This is a genomic window from Candidatus Hydrogenedentota bacterium (assembly GCA_019637335.1).
Taxonomy (GTDB): Bacteria; Hydrogenedentota; Hydrogenedentia; order Hydrogenedentales; family JAEUWI01; genus JAEUWI01.
In genome coordinates this window covers 228,622-253,344 of sequence record JAHBVV010000003.1, presented here as the reverse complement: position 1 = coordinate 253,344, position 24,723 = coordinate 228,622, and the positions used below count along the sequence as shown (strand labels likewise).

22 protein-coding genes are annotated in these 24,723 nt (G+C 64.4%); 18 read left to right on the top strand and 4 right to left on the bottom strand.

Annotation, left to right across the window (positions count from 1 at the left end):
- The first annotated feature begins 370 nt into the window (after nt 1-370).
- The 8 genes from KF886_06265 (at nt 371) to fliS (ending at nt 8,372) form a co-directional block, all read left to right on the top strand.
- Nucleotides 371-2,641, top strand: coding sequence for an aconitate hydratase (locus KF886_06265; protein MBX3176941.1), 2,271 nt, complete (start codon nt 371-373; stop codon nt 2,639-2,641).
- A gap of 171 nt (nt 2,642-2,812) precedes the next feature.
- A complete protein-coding gene (locus KF886_06260) occupies nt 2,813-3,160 on the top strand; it encodes a histidine triad nucleotide-binding protein (GenBank protein MBX3176940.1) in 348 nt (115 codons plus the stop codon).
- A 58-nt stretch (nt 3,161-3,218) separates the two neighbouring features.
- Complete coding sequence (locus tag KF886_06255; GenBank protein ID MBX3176939.1) at nt 3,219-4,085, top strand: shikimate dehydrogenase; 867 nt, start codon at nt 3,219-3,221, stop codon at nt 4,083-4,085.
- Nucleotides 4,086-4,117: 32 nt separating this feature from the next.
- Nucleotides 4,118-4,303 (top strand): hypothetical protein, encoded by a 186-nt coding sequence (locus tag KF886_06250; GenBank protein ID MBX3176938.1) that lies wholly within the window; start codon nt 4,118-4,120, stop codon nt 4,301-4,303.
- 133 nt (nt 4,304-4,436) lie between these two features.
- Nucleotides 4,437-5,267, top strand: coding sequence for a PTS sugar transporter subunit IIA (locus tag KF886_06245; protein MBX3176937.1), 831 nt, complete (start codon nt 4,437-4,439; stop codon nt 5,265-5,267).
- Nucleotides 5,268-5,337: 70 nt separating this feature from the next.
- A complete protein-coding gene (locus tag KF886_06240) occupies nt 5,338-5,775 on the top strand; it encodes a cyclic nucleotide-binding domain-containing protein (GenBank protein MBX3176936.1) in 438 nt (145 codons plus the stop codon).
- Nucleotides 5,776-6,122: 347 nt separating this feature from the next.
- The gene (gene fliD / locus KF886_06235) at nt 6,123-7,841 is read left to right on the top strand and encodes a flagellar filament capping protein FliD (GenBank protein MBX3176935.1); all 1,719 of its coding nucleotides are present in this window, start codon (nt 6,123-6,125) and stop codon (nt 7,839-7,841) included.
- Between the two features lie 90 nt (nt 7,842-7,931).
- Nucleotides 7,932-8,372, top strand: coding sequence for a flagellar export chaperone FliS (fliS, locus tag KF886_06230; GenBank protein ID MBX3176934.1), 441 nt, complete (start codon nt 7,932-7,934; stop codon nt 8,370-8,372).
- Nucleotides 8,373-8,430: 58 nt separating this feature from the next.
- On the opposite strand, the gene KF886_06225 is transcribed toward fliS, so the two are convergent.
- Together KF886_06225 and KF886_06220 are read right to left on the bottom strand one after the other, a co-directional pair.
- Nucleotides 8,431-9,015: a DJ-1/PfpI family protein gene (locus tag KF886_06225; GenBank protein MBX3176933.1), complete on the bottom strand. Its 585-nt coding sequence runs from the start codon at nt 9,013-9,015 to the stop codon at nt 8,431-8,433.
- 138 nt (nt 9,016-9,153) lie between these two features.
- Nucleotides 9,154-9,867 (bottom strand): superoxide dismutase, encoded by a 714-nt coding sequence (locus KF886_06220; protein MBX3176932.1) that lies wholly within the window; start codon nt 9,865-9,867, stop codon nt 9,154-9,156.
- Between the two features lie 305 nt (nt 9,868-10,172).
- Between KF886_06220 and KF886_06215 the strand changes: the two genes are divergently transcribed.
- Nucleotides 10,173-10,730, top strand: coding sequence for a hypothetical protein (locus tag KF886_06215; protein MBX3176931.1), 558 nt, complete (start codon nt 10,173-10,175; stop codon nt 10,728-10,730).
- Between the two features lie 602 nt (nt 10,731-11,332).
- Entirely contained in the window at nt 11,333-12,379 is a 1,047-nt protein-coding gene (locus KF886_06210; protein MBX3176930.1) for a hypothetical protein, read from the top strand.
- Between the two features lie 34 nt (nt 12,380-12,413).
- Here the strand turns inward: KF886_06210 and aroC are convergent, their stop codons facing one another.
- Nucleotides 12,414-13,598, bottom strand: coding sequence for a chorismate synthase (aroC, locus tag KF886_06205; GenBank protein ID MBX3176929.1), 1,185 nt, complete (start codon nt 13,596-13,598; stop codon nt 12,414-12,416).
- A gap of 899 nt (nt 13,599-14,497) precedes the next feature.
- On the opposite strand from aroC, the gene KF886_06200 reads away from it, so the two are divergent.
- The 8 genes from KF886_06200 to KF886_06165 all read left to right on the top strand — a co-directional run bounded on the left by KF886_06200 (nt 14,498) and on the right by KF886_06165 (nt 23,524).
- Nucleotides 14,498-15,334, top strand: a complete 837-nt coding sequence (locus KF886_06200; GenBank protein MBX3176928.1) for a hypothetical protein — start codon at nt 14,498-14,500, stop codon at nt 15,332-15,334.
- A 379-nt stretch (nt 15,335-15,713) separates the two neighbouring features.
- Nucleotides 15,714-16,259: a hypothetical protein gene (locus KF886_06195; protein MBX3176927.1), complete on the top strand. Its 546-nt coding sequence runs from the start codon at nt 15,714-15,716 to the stop codon at nt 16,257-16,259.
- A 110-nt stretch (nt 16,260-16,369) separates the two neighbouring features.
- Complete coding sequence (locus tag KF886_06190; GenBank protein MBX3176926.1) at nt 16,370-18,460, top strand: PAS domain S-box protein; 2,091 nt, start codon at nt 16,370-16,372, stop codon at nt 18,458-18,460.
- Nucleotides 18,461-18,462: 2 nt separating this feature from the next.
- A complete protein-coding gene (locus KF886_06185) occupies nt 18,463-19,857 on the top strand; it encodes a sigma-54-dependent Fis family transcriptional regulator (GenBank protein ID MBX3176925.1) in 1,395 nt (464 codons plus the stop codon).
- 289 nt (nt 19,858-20,146) lie between these two features.
- Nucleotides 20,147-20,602: a hypothetical protein gene (locus KF886_06180; GenBank protein MBX3176924.1), complete on the top strand. Its 456-nt coding sequence runs from the start codon at nt 20,147-20,149 to the stop codon at nt 20,600-20,602.
- 1 nt (nt 20,603) lies between these two features.
- A complete protein-coding gene (locus tag KF886_06175; protein ID MBX3176923.1) occupies nt 20,604-21,218 on the top strand; it encodes a prepilin-type N-terminal cleavage/methylation domain-containing protein in 615 nt (204 codons plus the stop codon).
- Between the two features lie 2 nt (nt 21,219-21,220).
- Nucleotides 21,221-22,951: a hypothetical protein gene (locus tag KF886_06170; protein MBX3176922.1), complete on the top strand. Its 1,731-nt coding sequence runs from the start codon at nt 21,221-21,223 to the stop codon at nt 22,949-22,951.
- Between the two features lie 18 nt (nt 22,952-22,969).
- Entirely contained in the window at nt 22,970-23,524 is a 555-nt protein-coding gene (locus KF886_06165) for a hypothetical protein (protein MBX3176921.1), read from the top strand.
- A gap of 442 nt (nt 23,525-23,966) precedes the next feature.
- Here the strand turns inward: KF886_06165 and KF886_06160 are convergent, their stop codons facing one another.
- Entirely contained in the window at nt 23,967-24,692 is a 726-nt protein-coding gene (locus KF886_06160; GenBank protein MBX3176920.1) for a trypsin-like peptidase domain-containing protein, read from the bottom strand.
- Between the last annotated feature and the right edge of the window lie 31 nt (nt 24,693-24,723).

Below are 24,723 nucleotides of genomic sequence, written 5' to 3'. Positions count from 1 at the left end.
TAGGCTTTAGGTCTTTAGGCTGGAGGCTGTAGGCTGTAGGCTGTAGGCTGTAGGCTGGAGGCTGTAGGCTGGAGGCTTTAGTGGAGCGGCAACTGTGTACCAACTGTCAACTGTCAACTGTCAACTGTCAACTGTCAACTGCCAACTGTCAACTGCAAAACCGCTCTTGCGCCTTTCCCGTTTTGCCTAGTATAATGCGGGTTTACGGAGGTTGGGACCTCCACCAGAGCCGGCGCGCAACAATAAATAGCGCCCCGCCGGCACGCCCGGCGGGGGTGTTCAGGCAATCGCGCCCGCACGGTTGTGCACCCGCGCCTCGCGCCCGGGGCAATCCGTTCAAACCGCGTTCTTCCAGGAAGAGGTGTTTAGCATGGCATTCGATATTGACATGATTGAAAAGGTGTACGCGCGGGCGGCGGAGCGCATCGCCGCGGCGCGCAAGGTCGTGGGACGCCCGCTGACCCTTTCGGAGAAGATCCTGTATACGCACCTGTGGGACGGGGCCGCGACCCAGGCCTACACGCGCGGCGTGGACTATGTCGATTTCGCGCCGGATCGCGTGGCGATGCAGGACGCGACGGCGCAGATGGCGCTCTTGCAGTTCATGCAGGCGGGCCGGAAGAAGGTGGCGGTGCCGTCGACGGCGCACTGCGACCACCTGATCCAGGCGAAGTCGGGCGCGGTGGCGGACCTGGCGGAATCGATCACCAACAACAAGGAGGTCTTCGACTTCCTGGCGTCGGTGTCCAACAAATATGGCATCGGCTTCTGGAAGCCGGGCGCGGGCATCATCCACCAGGTGGTACTGGAGAACTACGCGTTTCCGGGCGGCATGATGATCGGCACGGACTCGCACACGGTAAACGCCGGCGGACTGGGCATGGTCGCCATCGGCGTCGGCGGCGCGGACGCGGTGGACGTAATGGCCGGCATGGCGTGGGAGCTGAAATTCCCCAAGCTCATCGGCGTGAAGCTCACCGGCGAAATGGGCGGCTGGACCACCCCGAAGGACGTGATCCTCAAGGTGGCCGGCATCCTCACGGTGAAGGGCGGCACGGGCGCCATCGTGGAATACTTCGGCGACGGAGCCGAGAGCATGTCCTGCACGGGCAAGGGCACCATCTGCAACATGGGCGCGGAAATCGGGGCCACCACCTCCACCTTCGCCTTCGATGACTCCATGGTCCGCTACCTGGAAGCGACGGGCCGCCCCGACGTGGCCGCGCTGGCCCAGGCCCAGGCCGATCACCTCCGCCCGGACCCCGAGGTGTATGCGAATCCCGGGGAGTTCTACGACCAGTTGATCGAGATCAACCTCAGCGAGCTGGAACCCCACCTGAACGGTCCCTTCACGCCCGATCGCGCCACGCCCATCTCGCAGATGAAGAAGGCCGTCGAGGAAAATGGCTGGCCGAAGCACGTGGAAGTGGGCCTCATCGGATCCTGCACCAACTCCAGCTACGAAGACATGACGTCGGCGGCGTCCGTGGCGCGTCAGGCGCGGGAGAAGAACCTCAAGGCGAAGTCCGAGTTCACTATCACGCCCGGTTCCGAACTCGTGCGCGCGACGGTGGAGCGGGACGGCGTGCTGGGGGATTTCGAAACCATCGGCGGGAAGGTGCTTGCCAACGCCTGCGGGCCGTGCATCGGCCAGTGGGCGCGCTACCGCCATGGCGAGGAGCAGAAGGAGAACACGATCGTGCACTCCTTCAACCGCAACTTCGCCAAGCGCGCGGACGGCAATCCTAAGACCCACGCGTTCGTGACGTCGCCCGCGATGGTCACGGCGCTGGCGCTCGCCGGCGACCTGACGTTCAACCCGGTGACCGACACGCTGGTTAATGAAGACGGCATGGCCGTGAAGCTGGATCCGCCCACGGCCGTGGAACTGCCCCCGAATGGCTTCGGCTGCGACGACCCGGGCTACCAGGCCCCGGCGGAGGACGGCAGCACCGTGGAGGTTGTCGTGGCTCCGGACTCCAACCGCCTCCAGCTGCTGGAGCCCTTCCCGCCGAACAGCGGCAATATCACGGGCGCGCGGCTGCTGATCAAGGCCAAGGGCAAGTGCACGACCGACCATATCTCCATGGCGGGTCCGTGGCTGCGGTTCCGCGGGCACCTGGACAACATTTCCGACAACTGCCTCATCGGCGCGGTGAACGCCTTCAACGACGAGACGAACCAGGTGAAGAACCTGCTCACCGGCGAATACGGCGAGGTGCCGGCGACGGCGCGGGCGTACAAGGCGGCGGGCGTGCCGACCATTGTGGTGGGCGACGACAACTACGGCGAGGGCTCCAGCCGCGAACACGCCGCCATGGAGCCGCGCCACCTGGGCGTGCGCGCCGTGCTGGTGAAGAGCTTCGCGCGCATCCACGAGACGAACCTCAAGAAGCAGGGCATGCTGGCGCTGACCTTCGCGGACCCGGCGGACTACGATCGGATCCAGGAGGACGACACCATCGATATTCTCGGGCTGGACGCGTTCGCGCCGAACACCCCGCTGACCATCCGCCTGACGCACGCGGACGGCTCCAGCGAGGAGTTCCCCGCCAACCACAGCTTCAATGCGGGCCAGATCGGCTGGTGGAAGGCCGGCAGCGCCCTGAACCTGATCAAGCAGCAGCAACAGAACAACTAATCGCTTTCGGAAGCCACACCCCGGAATCGCCCTGGCGCGGTTCCGGGGTTTTCTTGCGCGCGCCCGCCGGTTTCCTCGCCGCGCCAAGGTTATTGTTTTTCGCGGACCGCCACGCTACCATGGGCGGTAGCCGCCGGTCGGGCGGCTGTCTGTGCGAAGGAGAATGGATTCATGGCCGAAGACTGCCTGTTCTGCAAGATCGCCGCGGGAGAGATTCCCTCCACGGAGGTCTATTCCGACGAGGAGTTCTACGCGTTCCGCGACATCAATCCGGGCGCGCCCACCCACTGCCTGATCATCCCCCGGAAGCACATACCCCGGATTACGGACGCGAGCGCGGATGACGCGGCGCTGATCGGCCGGATGTTTCTTCGCGCCAATGCCATTGCGGAGGCCGAGGGCATTGCGGAGCCCGGGTTCCGCTACGTCATCAACTGCAACGAGGAAGCCGGCCAGACCGTGTTTCACGTTCACCTGCATTTGCTCGGCGGCCGCCAGCTTTCGTGGCCCCCGGGCTGATCCGGCCATCCCGCGCCCCTCAACCGAAAAAGTTCAACCGCGAATCCCCTTGCCCGTGATCCCTTCCATCGATACCCAGACGCAGTTTTGCGCCGTAATCGGCAATCCCGTCGGCCATTCGCTCTCCCCCGCCATCCACAACGCGGCTTTCGCCGCCGCCAACCTGAATTTCGTGTATGGGGCGTTCCGGGTGGAGGATGTGGCCGCGTGCCTGCGCGGCATGCGCGCGATGGAGGGCTTTCGCGGGCTCAGCGTCACTATCCCGCACAAGGTCGCGGCGATGGCGGAGATGGACGAGCTCGATCCGATGGCGCAGCGTGTGGGCTGTATCAACACGGTGACGAACACGAAGGGCGTCCTGCGGGGCAGCGTGACCGACGGCACCGGGACGCTCCGCGCCTTTCGCGAGGCGGGCGTTTCACTGGAGGGCCGCCGCGTGCTGTTCCTGGGGGCCGGCGGCGCGGTGCGCGCGGTGGCGTTTGCGTTCGCCATGCAGCCGGGCATCGGCCAGGTGAGCATCCTCGCGCGGGAGCCGCGCAAGGCCAGCGCGCTGGCGCACGAGGTGTCCACCGCGGCAGCCTGCCCCGTGGGCAGCGGCCATCTGCGGGAACAGATCGAGGGCGCGCTCGCCAGCCACGACATAATCATCCAGGGCACCCCCGTCGGAATGCATCCGCACGAGGGGGCGATGTGCGTTCCAGCGGGCCATCTGCGGCCGGACCAGATCGTTTTTGATATGGTGTACCGCCCGCTGAAGACCGCCTTCATCCGCGAGGCCGAAGCCACGGGCTGCACGACGGTTCTCGGCTCGGAGATGCTGGTGCAGCAGGCGGCCGAACAATTTGAAACCTGGACCGGCGCGCCCGCGCCGGTCGCCGTCATGCGGGAGGCGCTGCTTTCGGCGCTGGCCCCGCCGGACGCTTGAATCACACCCTGCCAGGGGAGAAGAGAGAAATCATGAAAGTACGGACCTTCATCGCCAAGTCGAACCTGGACGGCCTGTCCCAGTGTGACGGCCAGATCAACGCCTGGATCGAGCGCGAGAGCATTGAAGTGCTCTTCGTCAAGCAGAGTTGCGGGATGGAACGGCACCACGGCCAGAGTTCGGACCCCATCGTGGTCACGTCCATCTGGTACAAGTAACCTGGCCTTTACATTGTTTGTCTTCGCGGTCACGTGCTAGTATACTCCCCGGGTTTACACGACCGGCGCCGGGCGCGCGCGGCGCGCGCGCAATACTTCCGGTCGGGATTCGCCACGAAGGACCGACCTGCATATGCTGATTACCGATTTCATTACCGAGGACTGCATCGTCACCAAGCTGAAGGCCCGCAACAAGGCCGACGCCCTCAAAGAGCTAACCAACCATCTTTTTGAGACCAAGAAGTTGAAGAACGCCGGGCCCGCGCTCGACCAGATCCTCGCGCGCGAGACCACCGAGAGCACGGGCATAGGCCACGGCATCGCCGTGCCCCACGCACGCGTTTCCGGCCTCAAGTCCCTCATCTGCGCCGTCGGCCGGATCGACAAGGGCCTCGATTTCATGGCGGTGGATAAGAACCCGGTCCATCTGGTCTTCCTCATCTGCTACCCCCCCACCCAGCAGACGACCTACCTCAATTTCATCGCGACGATATCGAAACTGCTGCGTGAAGAAGACCACATGAAGGCCCTCCTGGAAGCGAAGACCGACGGGGAGCTCTTCTCCCTGCTCGAGAATCTCTCCGCCTCCCTGGTCAAGCAGGAAGAAACCTACGAGAGCCAGGTCAAGACGGATCCGGACCTGATGAAGGCCCAGGACGCCCACGCGGACCTGGTTCTCCTCGCCCGTCTCCAGCTCTGCCAGGAAATGTACGAAACCGCGCGCACCGGCAAGAAGCAGATCAAGCAGCGGATCGAGAACATCCGCGCGATGATCGACCCCCGGATCCTCAAGCACTACGACCGCCTCACGAAGGGGCGCGCCCCCGCGCTGGTGCCCGTGGAGGGCGACACCTGCCAGGGCTGCTTCATGAAGCTGCCTTCCCAGTACGCCCAGCGCGTCCGCCAGGACAACGACCACATACACACGTGCAACAATTGCAGCCGCTTCATTTATATCGTGTAACCGAAACGCGGGATAGCCCGGCCCCGTGAGGGGCGTGACGGATGCCCGCCGCAGGGGAGTGCAGGGAACGATGGATGCCGCAACGGTTGATAAGTACATTAAGCACGTCTCGCTCTTCCACGGCCTGTCCCGCGAGGAGGTCGCGAAGATCTTCGCCAAGGGCATGACCATGCACGTCGACGCCGGCCAGGACATATTTGTTCAGGGGACGGTCGGCAGCCAGATGTACGTCGTGCTCGGGGGTAAGCTGGGCGTTTTCGACGGGGAGAAATGCCTGGCGGAACTGCGGACCGGCGATATGTTCGGGGAGATGGCGCTGGTAAACAAGGAGCCGCGCAGCGCTACCGTGACCGCGATCAATGACAGCCGTTTGTTCGTGCTCACCGAGAGCACTTTTGAGCGGTTAATGTCGAAACGCGTCGCTATTCGCGTGCTCTTCAACATCATAAAGACCCTGAGTCACCGCCTGCGCGAAGCCAACAAGCGGCTGGCGGCCTTCAAAGAGTAGCGGACATCGGAGCGGCGCATCGCACACATTGTGGTGTTTTTTCCGCCACAAGCGTCGATTATGAATCGTTATTGTTGGTATGTGGTTCTTCCGACCCTCGCCGCTCTCCATTCGATATTATCGATCAGTGCGACTTTCGCCGCCATACGTTGTCCTGGCGCAGTGGTCCAAACTGGAGAAGGCGTCGTCGCAGCGCTGCGGATACCCGCCCGCGCACGGCCCCACACCACGCCTCCATTCTCGCTAAAGCCTGGCGCAAATTTGCCGATAAAACCCTTGGATGATTGGGCCGGCAAGCCGTGCGCCATGTGGCGCGTGCGCGCGGCCCGGGCCGATGGAGTGTCACTATGAGCGGTACCTTCAGCGCGGGCGGACTGATTACCGGCCTGGACAGCGAGTCCCTGATCCGGTCGCTGATCCAGCTCGAGCGGCAGCCCATCCGGCGCATTCGGGACCGCATCTCCCAATTGGAGACGCAGCAAACCGCTATTCGCGGGCTTCGCACGACGCTCCAGACCCTCCGCAACGCGGCGCAGGATTTCCGCCTCAACAACATTTTCAACGCGTATGCGTCAACTTCCAGCAAGCCCGAGGTGCTGACGTCCTCGGTCTCGTCGAGCACACCGGTCACCGGCGCCTTCACCATCGACGTGCAGCAACTGGCCACGGCCACGACCGCCGTAAGCGGCGGATCCATAGGCGCACCGATTAATTCCGCCGCCACGCTGAACAGCAGCGGCATCGTGACCGAAATCGCCGCCGGAACCTTTACCATCAACGGCGTGCAATTCAATGTCGATCCGGCGAGCGACTCGCTCGATTCGGTGCTGAGCGCCATCAACAGCAGCGCGGCCGGCATCACGGCGACCTACGACAGCGTCTCGGATAAGGTCACGATCGCCAATACGGTGGCGGGCGACGGCAGCATCATCAATTTCGGGGCCAGTTCGGACACGAGCAACCTGTTGAGCGCCCTGAACGTGGCGGGCGCCACCCAGCTCCCCGACGTGAACGGGTCCACCTCGGTCACGAGCACGCGCAATCTCGGCGCGGTCGATCCGGCACAGACCTTGAATGAATACAGCTTCCGCGATGGCGCGCTCACCGCGGGAACCTTTTCGATCAACGGCGTTTCCATCGCCGTGGACCCCTCGTCGCAGTCGTTGTTTGACGTGCTGGGCGCCATTAACGAATCGGGCGCGGGCGTAAACGCCACGTACGATTCCGCGACGGACCAGATCCGGGTGGTTTCGAAGACGCTGGGCAGCCCCACCATCCGCTTCGGCGGCGCGGGCGACACGAGCAATTTTCTGGATCTCGTGAACCTGGACACGGCGGTGCAGACGGCGGGCGCGAACACACAGTTCACGGTGAACGGGGGGCCGCTCCAGACGCGGAACACCACGACAATTACGGACGCCATTGGCGGCGTCACGCTGGAGCTGCTGAGCGCGGGGACCAGCACAATAACGATCTCCAACGACAACGACGCCATCGTGGAGGAAATCCGCGGCTTCGTGGAGAATTTCAACACCGCGCTCTCGGAACTCCGGAACCAGCTCGGGGCGAACGGAAACCTTCGGGGCGACAGCGGCATCCGGTCCATTGAGAGCTTCCTCGTAAACAATATCTTTCAGCAGGTGGCCGGGCTCGGCGGCGATTTCGAAAGCCTGCTCGACCTGGGCATCAGCAGCGGCGCGGACTTCAACAGCGAGGCCGGGCTGACGCTGAGCTTCGACGAGGACAAGTTCCGCGAGGCGCTGCAGAAGGACCGTTTGAACGTGCAGAGACTGTTCGCGAATGACGGGGAGAACGGCATCGCGGACAAGCTGTTTACGTTTTTGGACTCGGCAACCCGGACAAACGGCTTCCTGAACGAGCGTATCCGGGCCAACGGCACGATAGACCAGCAGATCCAGACGGCCAACGACCAGATCGCGCGGCTCGAGGAGCGTCTGGAGATGCGCGAGACGCGCCTGCGCCGCCAGTTCACCGCGCTCGAACAGATTTCGGCGGTGTACCAGAATCAGGCCGCGGCGCTTTCCCGCATCGGGTCGTTCCGGTGACGCGCCGCCCGCCGCCGCCCTTGCTTTCGGGCCGCTTTCGCGCTATTGTTTTTTAACGATTGCCTTCGCAATCAGAAGAGGAGTGCCGCTATGACCGCTACCGCTTCCAGACTGAATACCTACACCACGGTCGATGTCGAAACCGCGTCGCAGGGCAAGCTCGTTGTCATGCTGTTCAACGGGGCCATCAAGCGCGCGGAAGAAGCGAAGCGCCAGCTCGGCAAGGGCAAGAATGAGGCGGTCCACAACAACCTGATCCGCGCGCAGGAGATCATCGCCGAACTCCGCGGTTCGCTGGATATGAAGCAGGGGGAAGTGTCCCGGAATCTGGACCGCCTCTACGAGTACTTCCAGCACCTGCTCATCACCGCGAATATCCGCAAGACCGCCGAGCCGATCGACGAGTGCGTCCAGCTGATGGCGGGCATGCGGGACACCTGGCAGGAGGCCTTCCAGCAGGCGGCGGCCCAGGCGGGAGACGCGCCCCGCATCAACCAGCACGGATCCTCGGTGCTGAACATCCAGGGGTAGCGCCCGGAAGACAAGAAAGAAATGTCGCCCCGGCGGATTGCCCCGCCGGGGCGTTCGTTTATTCGTGTGAAATGCGCGTGCCCAGCAGCGCCAGGAACTGCGCGAGCCAGGCCGGGTGCGCCGGCCAGGCCGGCGCCGACACGAGGTTGCCCTCGGTGTGCGCCGCATCCACCGGGATATCCACGTACTGGCCGCCCGCCGCGCGCACTTCCGGGGCTACCGCCGGATAACAGCTGCACGCCCGACCGGAGAGCACGCCCGCCGCGGAGAGTATCTGGAGGCCATGGCAGATGGCCGCGATCGGCTTTTCCGCTTCGGCGAAGTGGCGGCACATGTCCAGGACGCTATCGTGCAAGCGCAGGTATTCCGGCGCGCGGCCGCCCGGCAGCACCAGGGCATCGTAAGAGACCGGATCCACCTCGCCGAAGGCCGCGTTCAGGGAGAAGTTGTGCCCCGGCTTCTCGCTATACGTCTGATCGCCCTCGAAATCGTGGATGGCCGTCCGGACAGTATCGCCGGCCTTCTTGTCGGGGCAGACCGCATGCACCGTATGCCCCACCATTTGCAGGGCCTGAAACGGCACCATGACCTCGTAATCTTCCACGAAATCCCCCACGATCATCAGGATACGCTTGGCAGCCATTGATATTGCTCCTCTTTCCGGACGAAACCCGGCGGCGCGCCGCCGCCAACCCAACACCAACCCTACCATACCCGCCGTCCCGCGCGCAGCCCCGAGGCCGGGGCTGAAGCGGCGGGCGGGCGCGGTCGGAACCGCGCATCAGGATGTGGCGGCCCCGAAGCGGCTGGCAACCCGGTCCCAGTTGACAATGTTCCAGAATGCATTCACGTATTCGGCCCGGCGATTCTGATAATGCAGGTAGTAGGCGTGCTCCCAGACATCCAGGCCGAGCAGCGGCGTGCTGCCGGCCATCAGCGGCGAATCCTGGTTCGGGGTGCTTACGACTTCGAGCGCGCCGGTAGGATTGACGACAAGCCAGGCCCAGCCGCTTCCAAAACGGCCCATGGCCGCCTTGGCGAACTGCTCCTTGAAGGCGTCGGCCCCGCCGAAGGTCTCGCCGATCGCCCCGGCCAGCGCGCCGCCCGGCTCGGGGGCTCCTCCGGGCGTCAGAATATCCCAGAACAGCGTGTGGTTCGCGTGACCGCCGCCATGGTTGATGACGGCCTGGCGCCGGTCCTCGGGAACGGCGCCAATGCGCCGCAGAATCTCTTCCACGGACAGCCCCTTCACCGCATCGACCCCCTCCACGGCGGCGTTCAGCCCGTTGACATACGCCGCATGGTGCTTTCCGTGATGAATCTCCATGGTGCGGGCGTCGATGTGGGGCTCGAGCGCGCCGAACGCGTATCCCAGCGGCGGAAGTTCAAAGGGGCCCGCGGCCTGTGCGCCGCTGCCGGGCGCCACGGCAAGCGCCCCGGCGAGAGCGGCCGTGCTTGCGAGAAAAGTACGGCGGGTGGGATTCAGTGAATTCATGGGGATATCTCCTGTCGGGGCCTCGGTTCGACGGAACCCCGGGGTTGTGCTTGCTCCATCCGGGCGCGCGGTCAACGCCAATTCAGCACGGAGCGGGGCATACGGAAACTCAATTCACTACGGCGCCAGGTTCAGGTCGCGGCAAACTGGGTCGCCGCGTTGTACCGAGCGGCGCAAAGCGGGACTTGCGCCATTCTATCCCCCTGGTCATACTGGAGCATAGCGGCCGTCGGGACGCCGCCGAGGTTGGGCCAGGGAGTGGAGGGCGCGTGCGCATCGGGGCGCGCGGTGAGGAAAGCCGGAACATGCGTGTTGGCGATCTGCTGGAGTATTCCCGCAAGGCGTTGCTCGGGGCCTTGCTTTGCGCGCTGGTGGGGCCGCCGCTCGTGCTGCTGCTCCGCCCGTCCGTCTACTATGTGGAACGTCCCGGGGCCATCCGCGTCTACGGGAACGGGCTTCGCGAGCCGGTGGATCTCCCGTGCCCGCGCTTTCAGGTCTCCGCCAGCGACATCACCCTGGCGGGCTATTTCGGAAGCCACAATCCGGAAACGCGGGGCGAGTTCGCACACGTACCGGCGCGCGGTGTTCAGGCGGTCGGATCGGTGACCATTCGAACGGCCCCGCGGCCCGGCGAGGCCTCCGCCATCGTTCGCCTGCACAGCACGGCCCACCCGCTTGTGCCCAACGCCTTTATCCATATGGCCGACAGCGAAGTCCGCCGCCTGGTCGCCGCGCGCGGCCGGGAATTGCTCGTGGTCGCCCGTTGGAAGGGATCCGTGGACGCGACGCACCCGCCCCTCACCGCGGTGGAGTGCGACGGCAAGCCCATGCCCCGCCGTTTCACCGCGCTGGGCGTTTTCTAAGGGAAATGCATCACGCCTCCCGGCAAGGCAACCGCTTTTAAACCTCGTGTACGAGCCTATAGCCATACGATCCACGGGAAACCCGGAAGAGGGCGCGTGCCGGAGCGCGGGCATTTCGCCTGCGGCGAATCCCCGACCTTGCCGGCAGAGATGCCGGCGCTCCAACACGCACTCTTTCCTTGATTCAAGGTTCCGAAACACTTCAGCCGTCTGAAGTAAGACGTTCGCCGATACGAGATGCCTTACTTACACTGGATGTTTTCGTCATTCCCGCGAAGGCGGGAATCCAGTGGAATTCGGAGGTTTGTGCGATCGCGTTACTGGATCCCCGCGTTCGCGGGGATGACGGATCTGCTCATTCCTTCCATAGTGTAGGGTGAGTTAAGTAAATCGACAGCCCATTTCGTGGGGATGACGGTGCTCGATCACCGAGGGCCGCCACCGTTGGGTGCGACGAGGGTGACTACTTCAGACCGCTGAAGTGTTACAAGGTTCCAAATCAACACAAGTATACGCCCATCTGCCACGATCGGGTTCTAATGCGATTGCCCTGTGTGCTCCGGCCCTTGATACCGGCGGGTTACGCGTTTTACGCTAGGGACATGGCCAGAAAAGACCCCAGCAAGGAAGCGCTCGACCGAGTTCGCGCCCTGGAGAAGGCGGCGCCGAGCGATAGCGGCGTTGCGGCGTTGCGCGGGCTCCTGGCGCACCAGAACAACCATATCGCGGGGCGCGCGGCGGCACTTGCGAAGGAATGGAAGGCCGAGGCGCTCATCCCCGAGCTTCGCGCCGCCTTCGACCGTTTTCTGGAATCGCCGGTGACGTCCGATCCCGGCTGCGCCGCGAAGCAGCCGATCATGGACGCGCTGAGCGTGCTCGGTTGCGCCGACGCGGAATTCTTCCTTGCAGGGACGCGCTATGTCCAGCGGGAACCGGTCTACGGCGGCGGAACCCGCTATATGGGCCCGCGCGCAAGCGACTGGCGGGATCCGGAGCCACGGGGCAGCCAGGACACGGCGGCCGGTGTTCGCGGGGCGGCGGCTCAGGGGCTGCTCAATATGGGCTATCCCGACGCCTACCTGGAACTTGCCAATCTCCTGCGCGACCCCGACGCGCGCACCCGGCGCATGGCCGTTGAGTGCCTGGGCGACTCGGGGGCCTACCAGGCGGAACTACTGCTTCGGGTGAGCGCGCTGGCGGGCGATGAAGAGCCCGATGTCGTCGCGCTCGCCTTGCAGGCCCTGATGCGGCTCGCCCCGGAACGTTCCCTGCCTTTTGTCGCGCAGTTCCTCCGCACCTTCAACCTGGTGATTGCCGAAGGCGCCGCCCTGGCCATTGGCGAAGCGCGGCTGCCGGAATCCTTCGCGATCCTGCGCCGCGCCCTGGAATCGCCCGGCCGACGGTCCGCGCCCGTGAATTTTCTGCTGCCGATCGCCCTGACGCGCAGCGACGACGCCTTCGACTACCTGCTGGGGATCGTGCGCGAGGATCGCGAGCGCGAGGCGATGCTGGCAATCAAGGCCCTGGCGATCTACGCGGGCCAGGAACTGCGCGTGGCGGCGGTGCGCGCCGCCGTGGACGCGCGGGCCAGCCGCGACCTGGCGCAATTCTTCAACCGCGCCTTCGAGCCGCAAGAGGCGGACGATTAGGAATTCCGCCGGGGGAATGGGACGCGGCGGGCGTTCAGAGCGGGTTGGACTCGGCCCACTCCGGGTTGAGGCGGCTCTGGGCTTCCCACGCATCGAGCACGACCAATGCGGCCATGGCCTCGATCACCGGCACGGCCCGCGGGACGATGCAGGGATCGTGGCGCCCGAGCACTTCGATCGCCACGTTGTCGCCGTGCTCGTTGGTGGTGGTCTGTTCTTTCGCGATGGAGGCGGTCGGCTTCACGGCCACCCGCATAACCACCGGCTCGCCGGTGCTGATCCCGCCGAGGATGCCGCCCGAGTAGTTCGTCAGGAACTCACCATCCTTCATCGCGTCGTTCGCCTCGCTGCCGCGCAGCTTGCACAGGGCGAATCCGCCGCCCACCTCCACGCCCTTGATCGCGCCGATGGTCATGATCGCGTTGCACAGGCGCGCGTCGAGCTTGCCGAAGACCGGATCGCCGAGCCCGACGGGCAGGCCGTGAATTTCGAGCTGGATAACGCCGCCGACCGAGTCCTTGTCGCCGCGCGCGTCGAGAATCGCCTGCTCCATCGCCTTTGCGGCCTCGGGATCCGCGCAACGCACCGGGTTTTGCTCGATCTGATCGTAGTCGCAACTTTCCGCGGCTATCCCGGCGACCTCCACGGCGTGGGCCACGATCCGCACGCCCTTCTCCTTCAGGATCCTCATCGGAACGGCGCCGGCGGCCACGCGGCAGGCGGTCTCGCGGCCGGACTGGCGCCCCCCGCCCCGGTAGTCGCGGAAGCCATACTTCTTGTAGAAGGTGAAGTCGCCATGTCCCGGTCGGAAGACGTCCTTCACGTTGTCGTAGTTGCGCGATCGCTGGTCCTGGTTGTAGATGACCATGGCGATTGGCGCGCCGGTCGTTTTCCCCTCGAAGACGCCTGAAAGAATCTCGACCTGGTCGGGCTCTTTCCGCTGCGTGACCACCTTGCTCTGGCCGGGACGGCGCCGGTCGAGCTGTTCCTGCAGAATGGCCTCGCTGAATTCGATCCCGGGGCGCAGCCCTTCGAGCACAGTCCCGATGGCGCGGCCGTGGCTCTCGCCGAATCCGGTCATGCGGATGATCTCGCCATAGGTGCTCGCGGCGGTCTGGCGGACGGCAAGTTCCTCGCCGATCTTCTCCAGGAGGCGATCGGCCTGCACCGCGGGCGTCCCCTCCGACGTGTCAAACACAATATCAGCAAAGGGGTGCATCACTTCATAGCGTATGGCGACCTGCATCTCAAATTTCGAGCGCCCGTCCTCGCCCGCCAGCCAGGGCGGAAGCCCTTTCTCGGTGGCGCGGGCCCAGAGGGTGTCGGAATCGGCCGTCAGCAGCACGAGAATGGCGCCGCACCGAAGCGCGCGGCGGGATTCCGGGTCCATCATCATGCCGCCGCCGGTCACGATGAATTTGTAGGACTGGGCGGCGACCTCCTGCGCGACGGCCCGCTCCAAGGCCCTGAAGCCCGCTTCGCCGGCCGCCTGGTAGATCTCGCGGCAGGTTGCGGCGCGCCCCTCGCTGGCTTCATAGCGCGCTTCGATGCGGCGGTCCGTGTCGATCGCTTCCATGCCGGTGGCCGCGGCGAGGGCCTCGCCCAGGGTGCTCTTTCCGGCGCCCTTGGATCCCATGAGAACAATATTCATCGCTGGTGCTTTCTTCCGGTATTGGACGGTGGCGCGCGGCAATCGCCGCGCGGGCGCACGAAGGCCGCGAACTGGGCGGGCTGAGGTGGATTCCGCTCCGGCGGCGGGGCGCGGTGACGCCGCCTGAGGGCGTCACGATTCACTCCCCCCGATCTTTTCACACCCAGCGGGCCGGGATCCAGTTTTTCGCGGCGCCGGGCGCGCATTCAGGCGCGTTCGCCGCGGGCCAGATCAAACACGGAGGCCGCCGGATCGCGCTCCCGGAATGATTGACAATCGGGATCCCACCCTTTACTATGGCTCCCGGTCATGTGCGATTCGGCGCGCCGGGGGGCGCCGGTGGGGTGGTTCCCGCCAGGGACAGGTGTTCTTGCGAAACGCACGCGCGGGTTGTACGGATGCGTCCGGGAGAGATGGCGCCACGTGACGGGCGCATGCATGCGGGCGAACGGAGGAAAGGGAGTGTCATGCGTATTCTGGAACACCTGAACGATTCCACGGGCGACACAGACGCGTCCGGATTGATCCACGAGTGCGGGCTGGCCCCCACGTACCACCGCGTTTTCTCCCCCGAGGAACAGCAGCGCATTGAATCGCGCCAGGCCGATTTCCCCTTCACCCGCGGGGAATACATCGCCACCCGGCTCGGCGAGATCGATATGATCAGCGATCTGGCGCTGTTTTCCCAGCGCTTCTCCAGCGACCTGGAAGACCGCTTCCTCGCCGTGCGCCTCAAGTGGGTGGGCGCGCATTTCCTTATTGAAGCCGGGGACTGGTTCGCCCTCCACATGTTCCTCCAGGAAATCATCCGCGATGCCGACCACCTCCGGATGCAGCTGCCGCGCGCCCGGGCCTTTACCAAGGAATGCTGCGAGCAGCACATCCGCTACTCGCTCCAGATACTCCAGAGCATGCCCCCGGGCACGGTGCAGGGCGAGCATCTCGGCTACTGGGTCATGTCCCACCTGCTGGAAGAAGAGACGAACTACGACCGCGCGCTGCACTACGCGGAGCAGGGCCTCCACCACGGCTGGAAGGGGAATTGGGACGCGCGCATCAAGCACCTGCGGAAGCTCGCGCCGCCGCGTAGCACCAAGACCACCGTCGTGAACCTCGGCAGCGGCGGCCGCGCCACCCCGCCCCCGGGCAGCCTCAAGCTCGACGCCGTTCCGTCCGTCGTGCAGCCCGAGCGCGCCGTGGAATGCGGCCAGTGCGGCCAGAAGATGCGTATCCCGGCGAACTTCACCAAGACCTTCGGCGCCTGCGTGCGCTGCGGCAATCGGGTCGACATCCCGCCGCTGTAGCAGCCCGATCCCCCCCGCGCCGCGCGATCGCGCCCCAGGCGCGTTCGTGAGCCTGGATCAACACCACCCCACCTCCGCCAGATCCCTGCCGGGACGAAATAGTTCCAAATTAACGCATACTTATCACTATTTTTAGCTAGCGTATTTCGCGGGCCTTTGCTATACTGAACCTGCAACACGTATGACGGTAACCTCAGCGTGTTGGGTAGGGCCGCCGCGCGGTGATTGAACCACCCACGGCGGCTGATTTTTTTTGCGGCCTTCCGCCCGAAACTTCACCGAACAGCCGCGGGTCCCAACTGTGCGTCTGGGGCCACCCGGCGCGCCGGCCGCGGCCGGCTTCCCGCCAACCACCGTTTTGGAAAAGGAATCGAGCCCAATGAAACGTATCCTCCTTGCATGTTGTGTATTGTCCCTCCTGGCGGTCACCGGCCTCATCCTCGGGAGCCTGCCGGTGCGCGCGGAGTCCGCCGCAAATCCCGACGCGGAACTGAGCGCGGCCATCGCCCGGCTGAGCGTGGAGCAGAAGGCGGCCCTGCTGGTGCTGGTCAAGGGCATTGTGGACGCGCAGAACACGGGCGCGTCCCCGACCGACGCGGCGATGAAGGCGGTCTCCGCCTATGTGGAAGCGGCGGAGGCCGGCGATCTTGATACGCTGATGGAACAGATCGCGGATGATTTCAGCCACTATGAAGTCGGCGACAAGATCGGCTACCGCGGCTTTCTCGACCGGGTAAAGGCCGACGGCATGCTTGAGGACATCAAGGGCAACACGGCGGACGCCAAAGCCGTGGTCAAGGGCGATACGGTCGTCATCAGCCCGGTCGAGCTCGAGGGCATCTTCGGCACGGTCACGATGGAGTTCGAACTGCGCGATTACGGCGGCTCCTGGCGGATCTTCGGCATGGAGATGTCCGGGGTCTGAATTCCGCGCGCGCCCCCGGCCCCCATGCGGGCGAAGCCGGGGGCGCGCGTTTTTCTTCCTCCCGCGCTCTGTGTTAGGGTCGTAGCTTCGCCAATTCCGGAACGGCCCGTATGACCTTGCACCGAAAGATTCTAATCCTGCTGCTGACGGGCATGTCGCTCTTTACGCTGGCGGGCCATGTGGTGCACCGCTACCTGATCATCCCGAGTTTCCTCGCTCTGGAACAGGATGAAGCCCGCAAGGACATGCGCCGCTGCCTGGAGGCGGTCCAGGCGCAAATCGACCGGATCGATCTTCTTTGCTTTGACTGGGCCGCGTGGGACGACACCTACGCGTTTGCGGAGGAGCCCTGGCAGGCCTACCGCGACGCCAACCTGATTCCGGCCTCGTTCGTCGACAACGGCCTGAACGCCATTTACCTTTACGGCGCCGACGGGACCTTAATCTGGGGCCGCTTCCACGACCTCGAATCCGGCGCGCCGAGCCCCTTTCCCGACCTGGAGAAGCCGAGCCTTCCCGCGGGCCACCCCCTCCTCGCGCACGGGGGCCGCGACAGCCATACCGGGGGCATCCTCTCCACGTCGCGCGGGCCGATGCTTGTGGCGTCGCGGCCGATACTCCCCAGCAGCGCCACGCCGGGCGAGCGCGTCCGGGGCGCGGTCGTAATGGGGCGCGTTGTCGACAGCGCGCTGGAATCCCAGCTGCGGCTGCAGACCCAGTCCAACCTGAACCTGGTCGACATGTCCCGGGAAGCCTCTCCTCCGGGCGCGCGCGGCCTGGCGAACGATGAGATACGCATCACCCCCCTGGACGAGGAACGGCTCCGCATCCTGTCGCACCTCCATGATCTTGAGGGGCGCGACGCCCTGCTGCTCGAATTAAACATGCCGCGCGCGATTCTCGCCCGCGGGCTCGCCGCCGTCCGGCTCGACTCCATCGCGGTCAGCGTGGCGGGCCTCGTGTTCTTCGGCATGATCCTCCTGGCCCTCAAATGGCTCGTAACGGATCCGCTGGGGCAGCTCGGCGAACACGTGCGAAGTGTTCGGCTGGGCGGCGACCCCCAGCCCACCCCGCTCGCCGCGCGCCAGGACGAAATCGGGGCGCTTGCCCGCTCCCACGACGAGATGCTCGCGCGAATTCGGAAAGAGGAGGCCGGATTGCGCGAGGCGGAGCGCGCCCTCCGCGCGAGCGAGACGCGCCTGAAGACGATCTTTGAGACCGCACCGGACGCGCTGCTGACCCTCGACGCCGAGGGCCGCGTCGAATCGGCCAACGCGGCCGCCGCCGGCCTGTTCGAAATTCCGGCGGAGCGCCTTCACGGCATGCCGGCCAGCGACCTCCTGGCCACGAGCGAAGGGGACCGCTGGCGGGCGCTCCTCCGGGACGAACCCGGCGCGCCGCTGGCCGATCGCGAGTGGCGCGGCCTTCGCGGCGGCGGCGAGGAGTTCTCCGCCCTGCTCAACGTCTCCCCCATGGAACGCGAGGGCGCGCGCGGCTACGTCTTCGCCGTGCGCGACATCTCCGCGCTGAAGGCGATGCAGGAAAAGGTCGCCCGCAGCCAACACCTGGCCACGATCGGTGAAATGGGGGCGACGATCGCGCATGAAATACGAAACCCGCTCGCCGGGATGCAAGGCGCACTCCAGATCCTCGCAAGCGCGCCGGATTCCCCGCCCGAGAATTGCGAGGTGATCGCCGAGATCCGAATTCTGGCCGACCGCATCGAAAACACGGTCGACCAGTTGCTGCGATACGCCCGTCCCATCATGCCACGGCGTGAGGTTGTGCTGCTCCGCCCGCTGTTGCTCGCCGTCTCCACAGCGCCGCCGCCCGGCGCCGCCGTGTCCCTCGATTGCGATGAACAACTTGCCGTTTATGCCGACCCCCGGCTCTTCCGGCAGGTGCTGGAGAACCTCTGGCGCAACGCCTGCCAGGCCGTATCGCCCGGGGGGCGGCTCGCGTGGCGGGCGTTCCCCGAGAACACGGGAACGGCGATCTCCCTGTACAACGACGGCGAGCCCCTCTCCGAACATATCCTCCCACACGTCTTCGAGCCGTTCTTCACCACGCGCGTCGATGGCTCCGGCCTGGGGCTATCCGTTTCCCATCGCATTGTGGAAGCCCACGGTGGTACACTACAGATAGGGAACTTGGGGCGCACTGGTGTCGTGGCTACCATTGGCATACCGGGAGATATGTGAGCGTGCCGGGTTCAATACTCGTCGTTGACGACGAAAAAATGATTCGCTGGTCCTTGCGCAAGCGCCTCGAGCAGGATGGATACACCGTCACCGAGGCGGAATCCGGGGACGTCGCCCGGCAGCATTTCCGGAAGGAGAACTTCGAGCTCGCGCTCTTCGACATGCGCCTGCCCGACACCGACGGCATGTCGCTCGTCCGCGAACTCCACGAACTCCAGCCCGATTCCGCCGCAATTATCATCACGGCCTATTCCAGCCTGGAAGGGGCCGTGGACGCCATCAAGAATGGCGCTGCGGACTACCTGGCGAAGCCCTTCGACCTCGATGAGCTGAGCATCACCGTCAAGCGCGTGCACGAGAGCAGTGTCATGCGGCGCAACCTCTCCACGGAGCTCGACCAGAAACGATCCCAATTCGGGCTCGACAATATCATCGGCGAGAGCCCCCAGATCATGGACGTCAAATCCCTGATCCGGAAGGTGGCCCAGGGGCCCAACACCACGATCCTTCTCCTGGGCGAAAGCGGCACCGGAAAGGACCTGGTCGCGCGCGCGCTACACTACGAGTCCTCGCGCGGCGCCTACCCCTTCATGAACATCACCTGCACGGCCCTGCCCGAGTCGCTGCTGGAATCCGAGCTCTTCGGCTACGAGGCCGGCGCCTTCACCAGCGCAACCGCCCGGAAGAAAGGCCTCATCGAGCTCGCCGACCGGGGCACGGTCTTTCTCGACGAGATTGGCGACATGGCCCCCACGCTTCAGGCCAAGCTGCTTCGCATACTCGAGGAGAAATCCTTCAAGCGCATTGGCGGTGTCACGGACATTCACGTCGATATGCGCCTGATCGCCGCGACCAACCGCAACCTGGAGACGATGGTCCGCGATCGGACCTTCCGCGAGGACCTGTACTACCGGCTCAATGTCGTCCCCATCACCATGCCGCCGCTGCGCGATCGCAAAGGGGACGTCACCGTGCTCGCGCGGCACTTCCTCAGCCAGTTCAACCGCGAATTCCGAAAGGGCATTCTCGGCATCTCGCCGCCCGGCCTCGAAAAGCTCAACCAGTACGCCTGGCCCGGCAATGTCCGCGAATTGCGAAACGTAATCGAGCGCGCCGTGCTCCTCAACGAGGGCCCGTGGGTCGGACCGAGCGATATCATCCTCGGACGCGCCAACTTCAACACGCCGCCCGAAAGCCTGGGCGAGAAGGTTTTGCTGCCCGCCGGCGGATGCACCCTCGCCGAAGCCGAGGAAAGCCTCCTCCGCCAGGCCCTCAACCGCGCCGACTGGAACCAGACCCGCACCGGGGCAATGCTCGGGATCTCCCGCGATCAGGTTCGCTATAAGATCGAGAAGTTTGGATTGAAGGGGCCTCGCGCCAGTGAACACGAGGAATAGCCAACGTCCTTTCGAGGACTTCGCGCGGGCATCGGCGCCGGGCGGCAGCCGCGCGTTTGGGAATAGGTCGGGCCGATTGATTCGAGAGTCGATAGCGTAAAAATTCGCACAAACTGCGTATTATTACGCAAACATGTTTGCCTGCACCAAACAAGGACACGAAACCAAGTCTACCTAACCCCATTGTTTCCAACCATATATCCAAAACATTCACCCTTGCGATCCATATTGGCCCGCTTCGTGCTTAGACCTCCCTGGAACTTGCGTGTCAGCGTTGGAGGAGACGTAAATGAAAAAGCAAAGCCTGCCCGACAATGCGGGTCTCAGTCTTATCGAAATTACCTTCGCCATGGGGATCCTGGCGGTGGCGCTGTCGCTGATTTTCGGTTCGATGATCAGCGTCCTGGTGATTGGCCGGGTCAACGAGGAGCGGGCAATCGCCAATACGGAGCTCTCCAGCATATTGGAGTCGATGCGGGGCATGCCGCTGAGCGACCTGGTGACCTACGCGCCGGAAAAGCCCGCGCATCCCGGCGCCGACCGGACGATTCAACTCGAATGTTTCGACGCGGACGGGGCGTCAATCTCGCTGCCCATGAACCTGGCGACGGACCCCCTGACGGGCAAGATCACCGGGCCGCTTCCGGATCTTCCCAATCCGGTGGAAGTGAAGGCCACCCTGCTATGGACACGAGAAAACGGGCAAGTGTACAAGTCGTACGTTACAACTTCGATTGGGCGCTGATATGAAGAACCTCCACGACAAACGGCGGGCCGGCGTTACCCTGCTGGAACTGATGATATCGATGGCCATCCTGACGGCGGTCACGGGCGTGTTGTTTACACTTTCGCTGACAATTGGCGACACGGCGCGCATTCAGAACTCCAAGATCAACTCGAACGATGAGGCGCGGCGCGCGCTGCTGGCGATCGTGCCGCGCCTGCGCCAGGCCCAGCGGGTGAGCGTCAACACCGCGCAGTTTCCGGGCGATGTGCTGTCCTTCCGCATGGCCGCGGATATCGACGGCAACGGCAGCGCGGTAAACGTGGGCGGGGCCCTCGAATTGAGCGGGGTGATCACCGTTCAGCGCGACGCCGACGACCTGAACGGGGACGGCCTGACCACGACGCAACTGATCATGATAAACGGGGACGCGGTTACAGTCCTCGCAAATAATCTGTCTCCCGATCCCGGCCCGGCTCCCGTGCCGGATGGGGCCGAATTGCCCGAGAACACGGCGGGGTTCTGGGTCGAAAGTCAAAATGGTGGCGTACTGATAACCATACGGACACAAGGCCATTCCCGCCGGGGCCACGTGATCCGGCAAGAGTTCACCGAACTAGTGAACCCGAGGAATTAACCATGGTACGACCGCAAAAGACACAGAACAATTCGGAAAGTGGCATGGCCCTCATGCTGGCGCTGTTTTTCATCGCCATCGGGATCGTTGTGGTGGGCGCGCTCATGTCGCGCTCGCTCCAGCAGCGGACCGCGGTGGGCCAGTACGAGGACTACACGACCGCCTTTCAGGGCGTCGAGGCCGCCGTGAGCGCGGCGCGGGTGCAGTTGGAAACCGGAGACAGCGGCATCATCGGCATGGACGGCTGGACGCCGGTCTATGACGAGAACAACCGCATCGTGCTCCCCGATTTCGATGCCGAGGGCGTCCAGCCGCAAACGCTCCAGTCGATGGAAGACGTCGAATTCGCCGCCTACACCGTGCATTGGGCCGAGGACGGCCGCGACAACAACGGGGACGGCATCATCGACAGCACGGCGGAAGACGACATGTTTACGGTGTACGCGATGGCCCGCAACGGCGCGAACACGCGCCGTGTCGAGGTGGTCTACGAGGCGAGCAACGTAAACGTTTGGGAGAACGCTATCTTCGCGGGGTCCGGCCAGGCGGGCGGCCTCATCAACGGCAACGTGAGCATTCACGGGTCCGTTCACCTTCTGGGCGACAACCTATTCAACGGCGCGCTGGCGCTTGCGGCAATTGACCTGAGCGGCACCAGCCTGATACACAACAACTACGCCGGGATCCCCAACCACCTGTTCGCGCGCGTGCCCCCGCTGAAGCAGACGCTCTTCAACGGCGAGGCCGTGTACACCCTGGAGGCGAAGCTGCGCGCGAAAGAGGGCCTGGTCGGCATGTCCGGCAACTCCGAGATCGGCGAGCCCAATGTCGCGGGCAACGATTACAAAGAGACCATGGACGGCACCTATGTAAACCGCGGCTGGACCGGAAACTCCGTGGTGGATGACGGCGACCGCGGCGACCCAAAGAATGTGTTCAGCGACAACGGCTGGGACGAACTGTACGACCTGGGCGACAAGGTGCCCTTCCCCCTGCTCACGGACGACTGGCGCGATCCCGACGATGGCTCCAGAGTCCAGAACCCCGCCACGGGCACGTGGTACACGCACGAGGACTACTTCAACGAGGTGCTCGTCGCCGATCCGAACATACCCAACGACGGAATCTACAATGGCAATATCGTGCTCAATGCGCGAGGCTCGTCGTTCTACTGGAACGCAACGACCGGCGAAACGTTGAGCGGATCGCTCCCCGCCTCGCTGCCGCCCGCGGATCACGACTATCTCTACTTCGATCCGGCGACCGATGTTCTCCGCATCAATGGCCAGATCCGGATTAACGGCAATTTGTCCTTTACCGGCCAGGGCAATGACCGCACCATCAACTACAGTGGGCGCGCGGCCTTCCTGGTCTATGGCGATGTGGCTATCGACGCCAACCTGATCACCTGCAACAACGGCAACAAGACCAACATCGCCAACAGCTTCCCGGTGAACAACATCATCGGCATTATGGCCTCCAACAACATGATGGTCGGTTCCACGGCGCAGTTGGACATCATGGGCGCCTTTTACGCGCAGAACCAGATTACATCGCAGAAACAAACCAATGTCATGGGCACCTTTGTTTCCAATTACTTCGACATGGGAACCAACGTGCCGAACATCTATCAAGTGCCCGCGCTCGCGGACAACCTGCCCATTGGCATGATCGGGAACTACCCGATCCTCGCCGTGTCGCAGGTCGCCTGGCGTGAGCTCGGCATCGATTAACCCAAGGAGCACAACCCCGTGCTGGCGTGGCTGATAAAGAACTGGTACATTCCCCTGCTTGTCCTTGGAATCGCGGTGGCCGTGATTGTCGGGCGTCTGGGCAGCGCCCGGGACGCGGCCCCGCCCGGCGGCCCCGGGTCCGCGCCGGACAGCCAGGAGGCCCTCCGGGCCGAGTTTGAGCGGGCAAAGGCCGCCGAGTCCGCCCGCGGTGGCGACACCGACGCCCCGCGCGACACCGATACGGTTATCGCCGAGCACCGGGCCGCGCTCGAATCCGATGCCCCCTCGGAGGAAACCCCCGCGCGCCTCGCCGCGCTGGGCAACCTGTACCGGCAGAAGAAGCAGGATTACGCCACGGCGGCCGGCTACTTCGAACAGGTCATTCAGAACCATCCGGACTGGCCCGGAGTCAACGGCGTGTACCACCAATTGATTGCGTGCTACACGCAACTCGAAGACCAGCCGCGCCTGCGGTTGCTCTACCGTAAAATGCTCGATGTCTTCCCGGAAGACAGCAACGAATACGAATTCGCCCGGCACGCCCTGGAAAACCCCGAGATCGCGGAACCCTGACGCCGGGCCCCACAGGATCGCGGACACCCATTCGTGTCCGCGGCAAAGGGAGCTCGGGACGTGTAGACACGGTAACACTTTAGCCGTATGAAGTAGCGCCAGCCCATCCTTGTAATGCCGCGATACTACGACGAGAGCGCGCAAGGCTGGGAGCGCACTTCCGTTCCGGCGCGGGATTGTGTCGTCGAGGAATCAAGCCAGCTTCATTCCGCTAAAGAATTACAAGACACGTAATTCGTCTGGAATGGAAATCCGGCGCCCCCAGGAGGAAAGCGGAACCATCGGGGGCCTGGGCCTCTTCACGTGCGCATCGATTGCGAAATGTCTTGCGCTCGTCCTGCCGCGGAGGAATGTCCGCGATCCTGGCGCGCCTTCGGCGGTGGACAGGCGGGACGCGTATCCCACGTTCTGGAGGTTGGATGGCGGTGCGGGTGGATTCGGGTTATCCGCCGACGAATTTCTGAAGCCACATGCCGAGGTGGATGATGGGGTCGGAGTAGGCGATGCCGAGGGGAATGTGCTGGATGGTCATTTCGGATGGGTCGACGCCGGGGCCGAGGACCTGTTTTTCCTTGCCGGAGACGATCATGCCGATGACTTCGGCTGTTTCCGGGTCGAATACGGGGCTGCCGCTGCTTCCGGGGCCTGCGCTGATGTCGAGGATGAGGCGGCTGCCCAGCTCGAGGTGGCCGATTCGGATGTTGGTGGAGGCGCTGACGACGCCGGTGGTGAGCAGGCCGTTGAGGCCGATGAGGTCGCCGACCTGGTATCTTACGCCCTGGTCGTAGTAGCCGTACTGGGCGATAGGCTCGCCGCGGCGGAAGTGTGTTTTTGTGGAGAGGCGGAGCGGGTGGTAGGTCTTTTGCGGGGCCTGCACTTGCAGTACGCCGATGTCCCAGGCGTGTTTCATGCGCGGGTCGTCTTTTTCCCGGTTGATGGTCAGTTGCTCGACCATGACGTCGCATTCGAGCAGGGTTCCCTCGTAGAGGGCCCATTTGTGCTCGCGGCGGACGACGTGTGCGGCGGTGGCGAGGCATCCGCGCTCGTGAATGAAGAAGCCGGTGCCGCAGATCATGAGCTTCCGGGGCGCGTCGGGAAAGACCGAGAGGATGGGGACCACGGCGCGGGCGACGGCTTCGGTGCTCGCGATGAGGGCGTGGTTTTGCATGGTGATTTCCTCCCCGCGGGCGCGCGCTGGC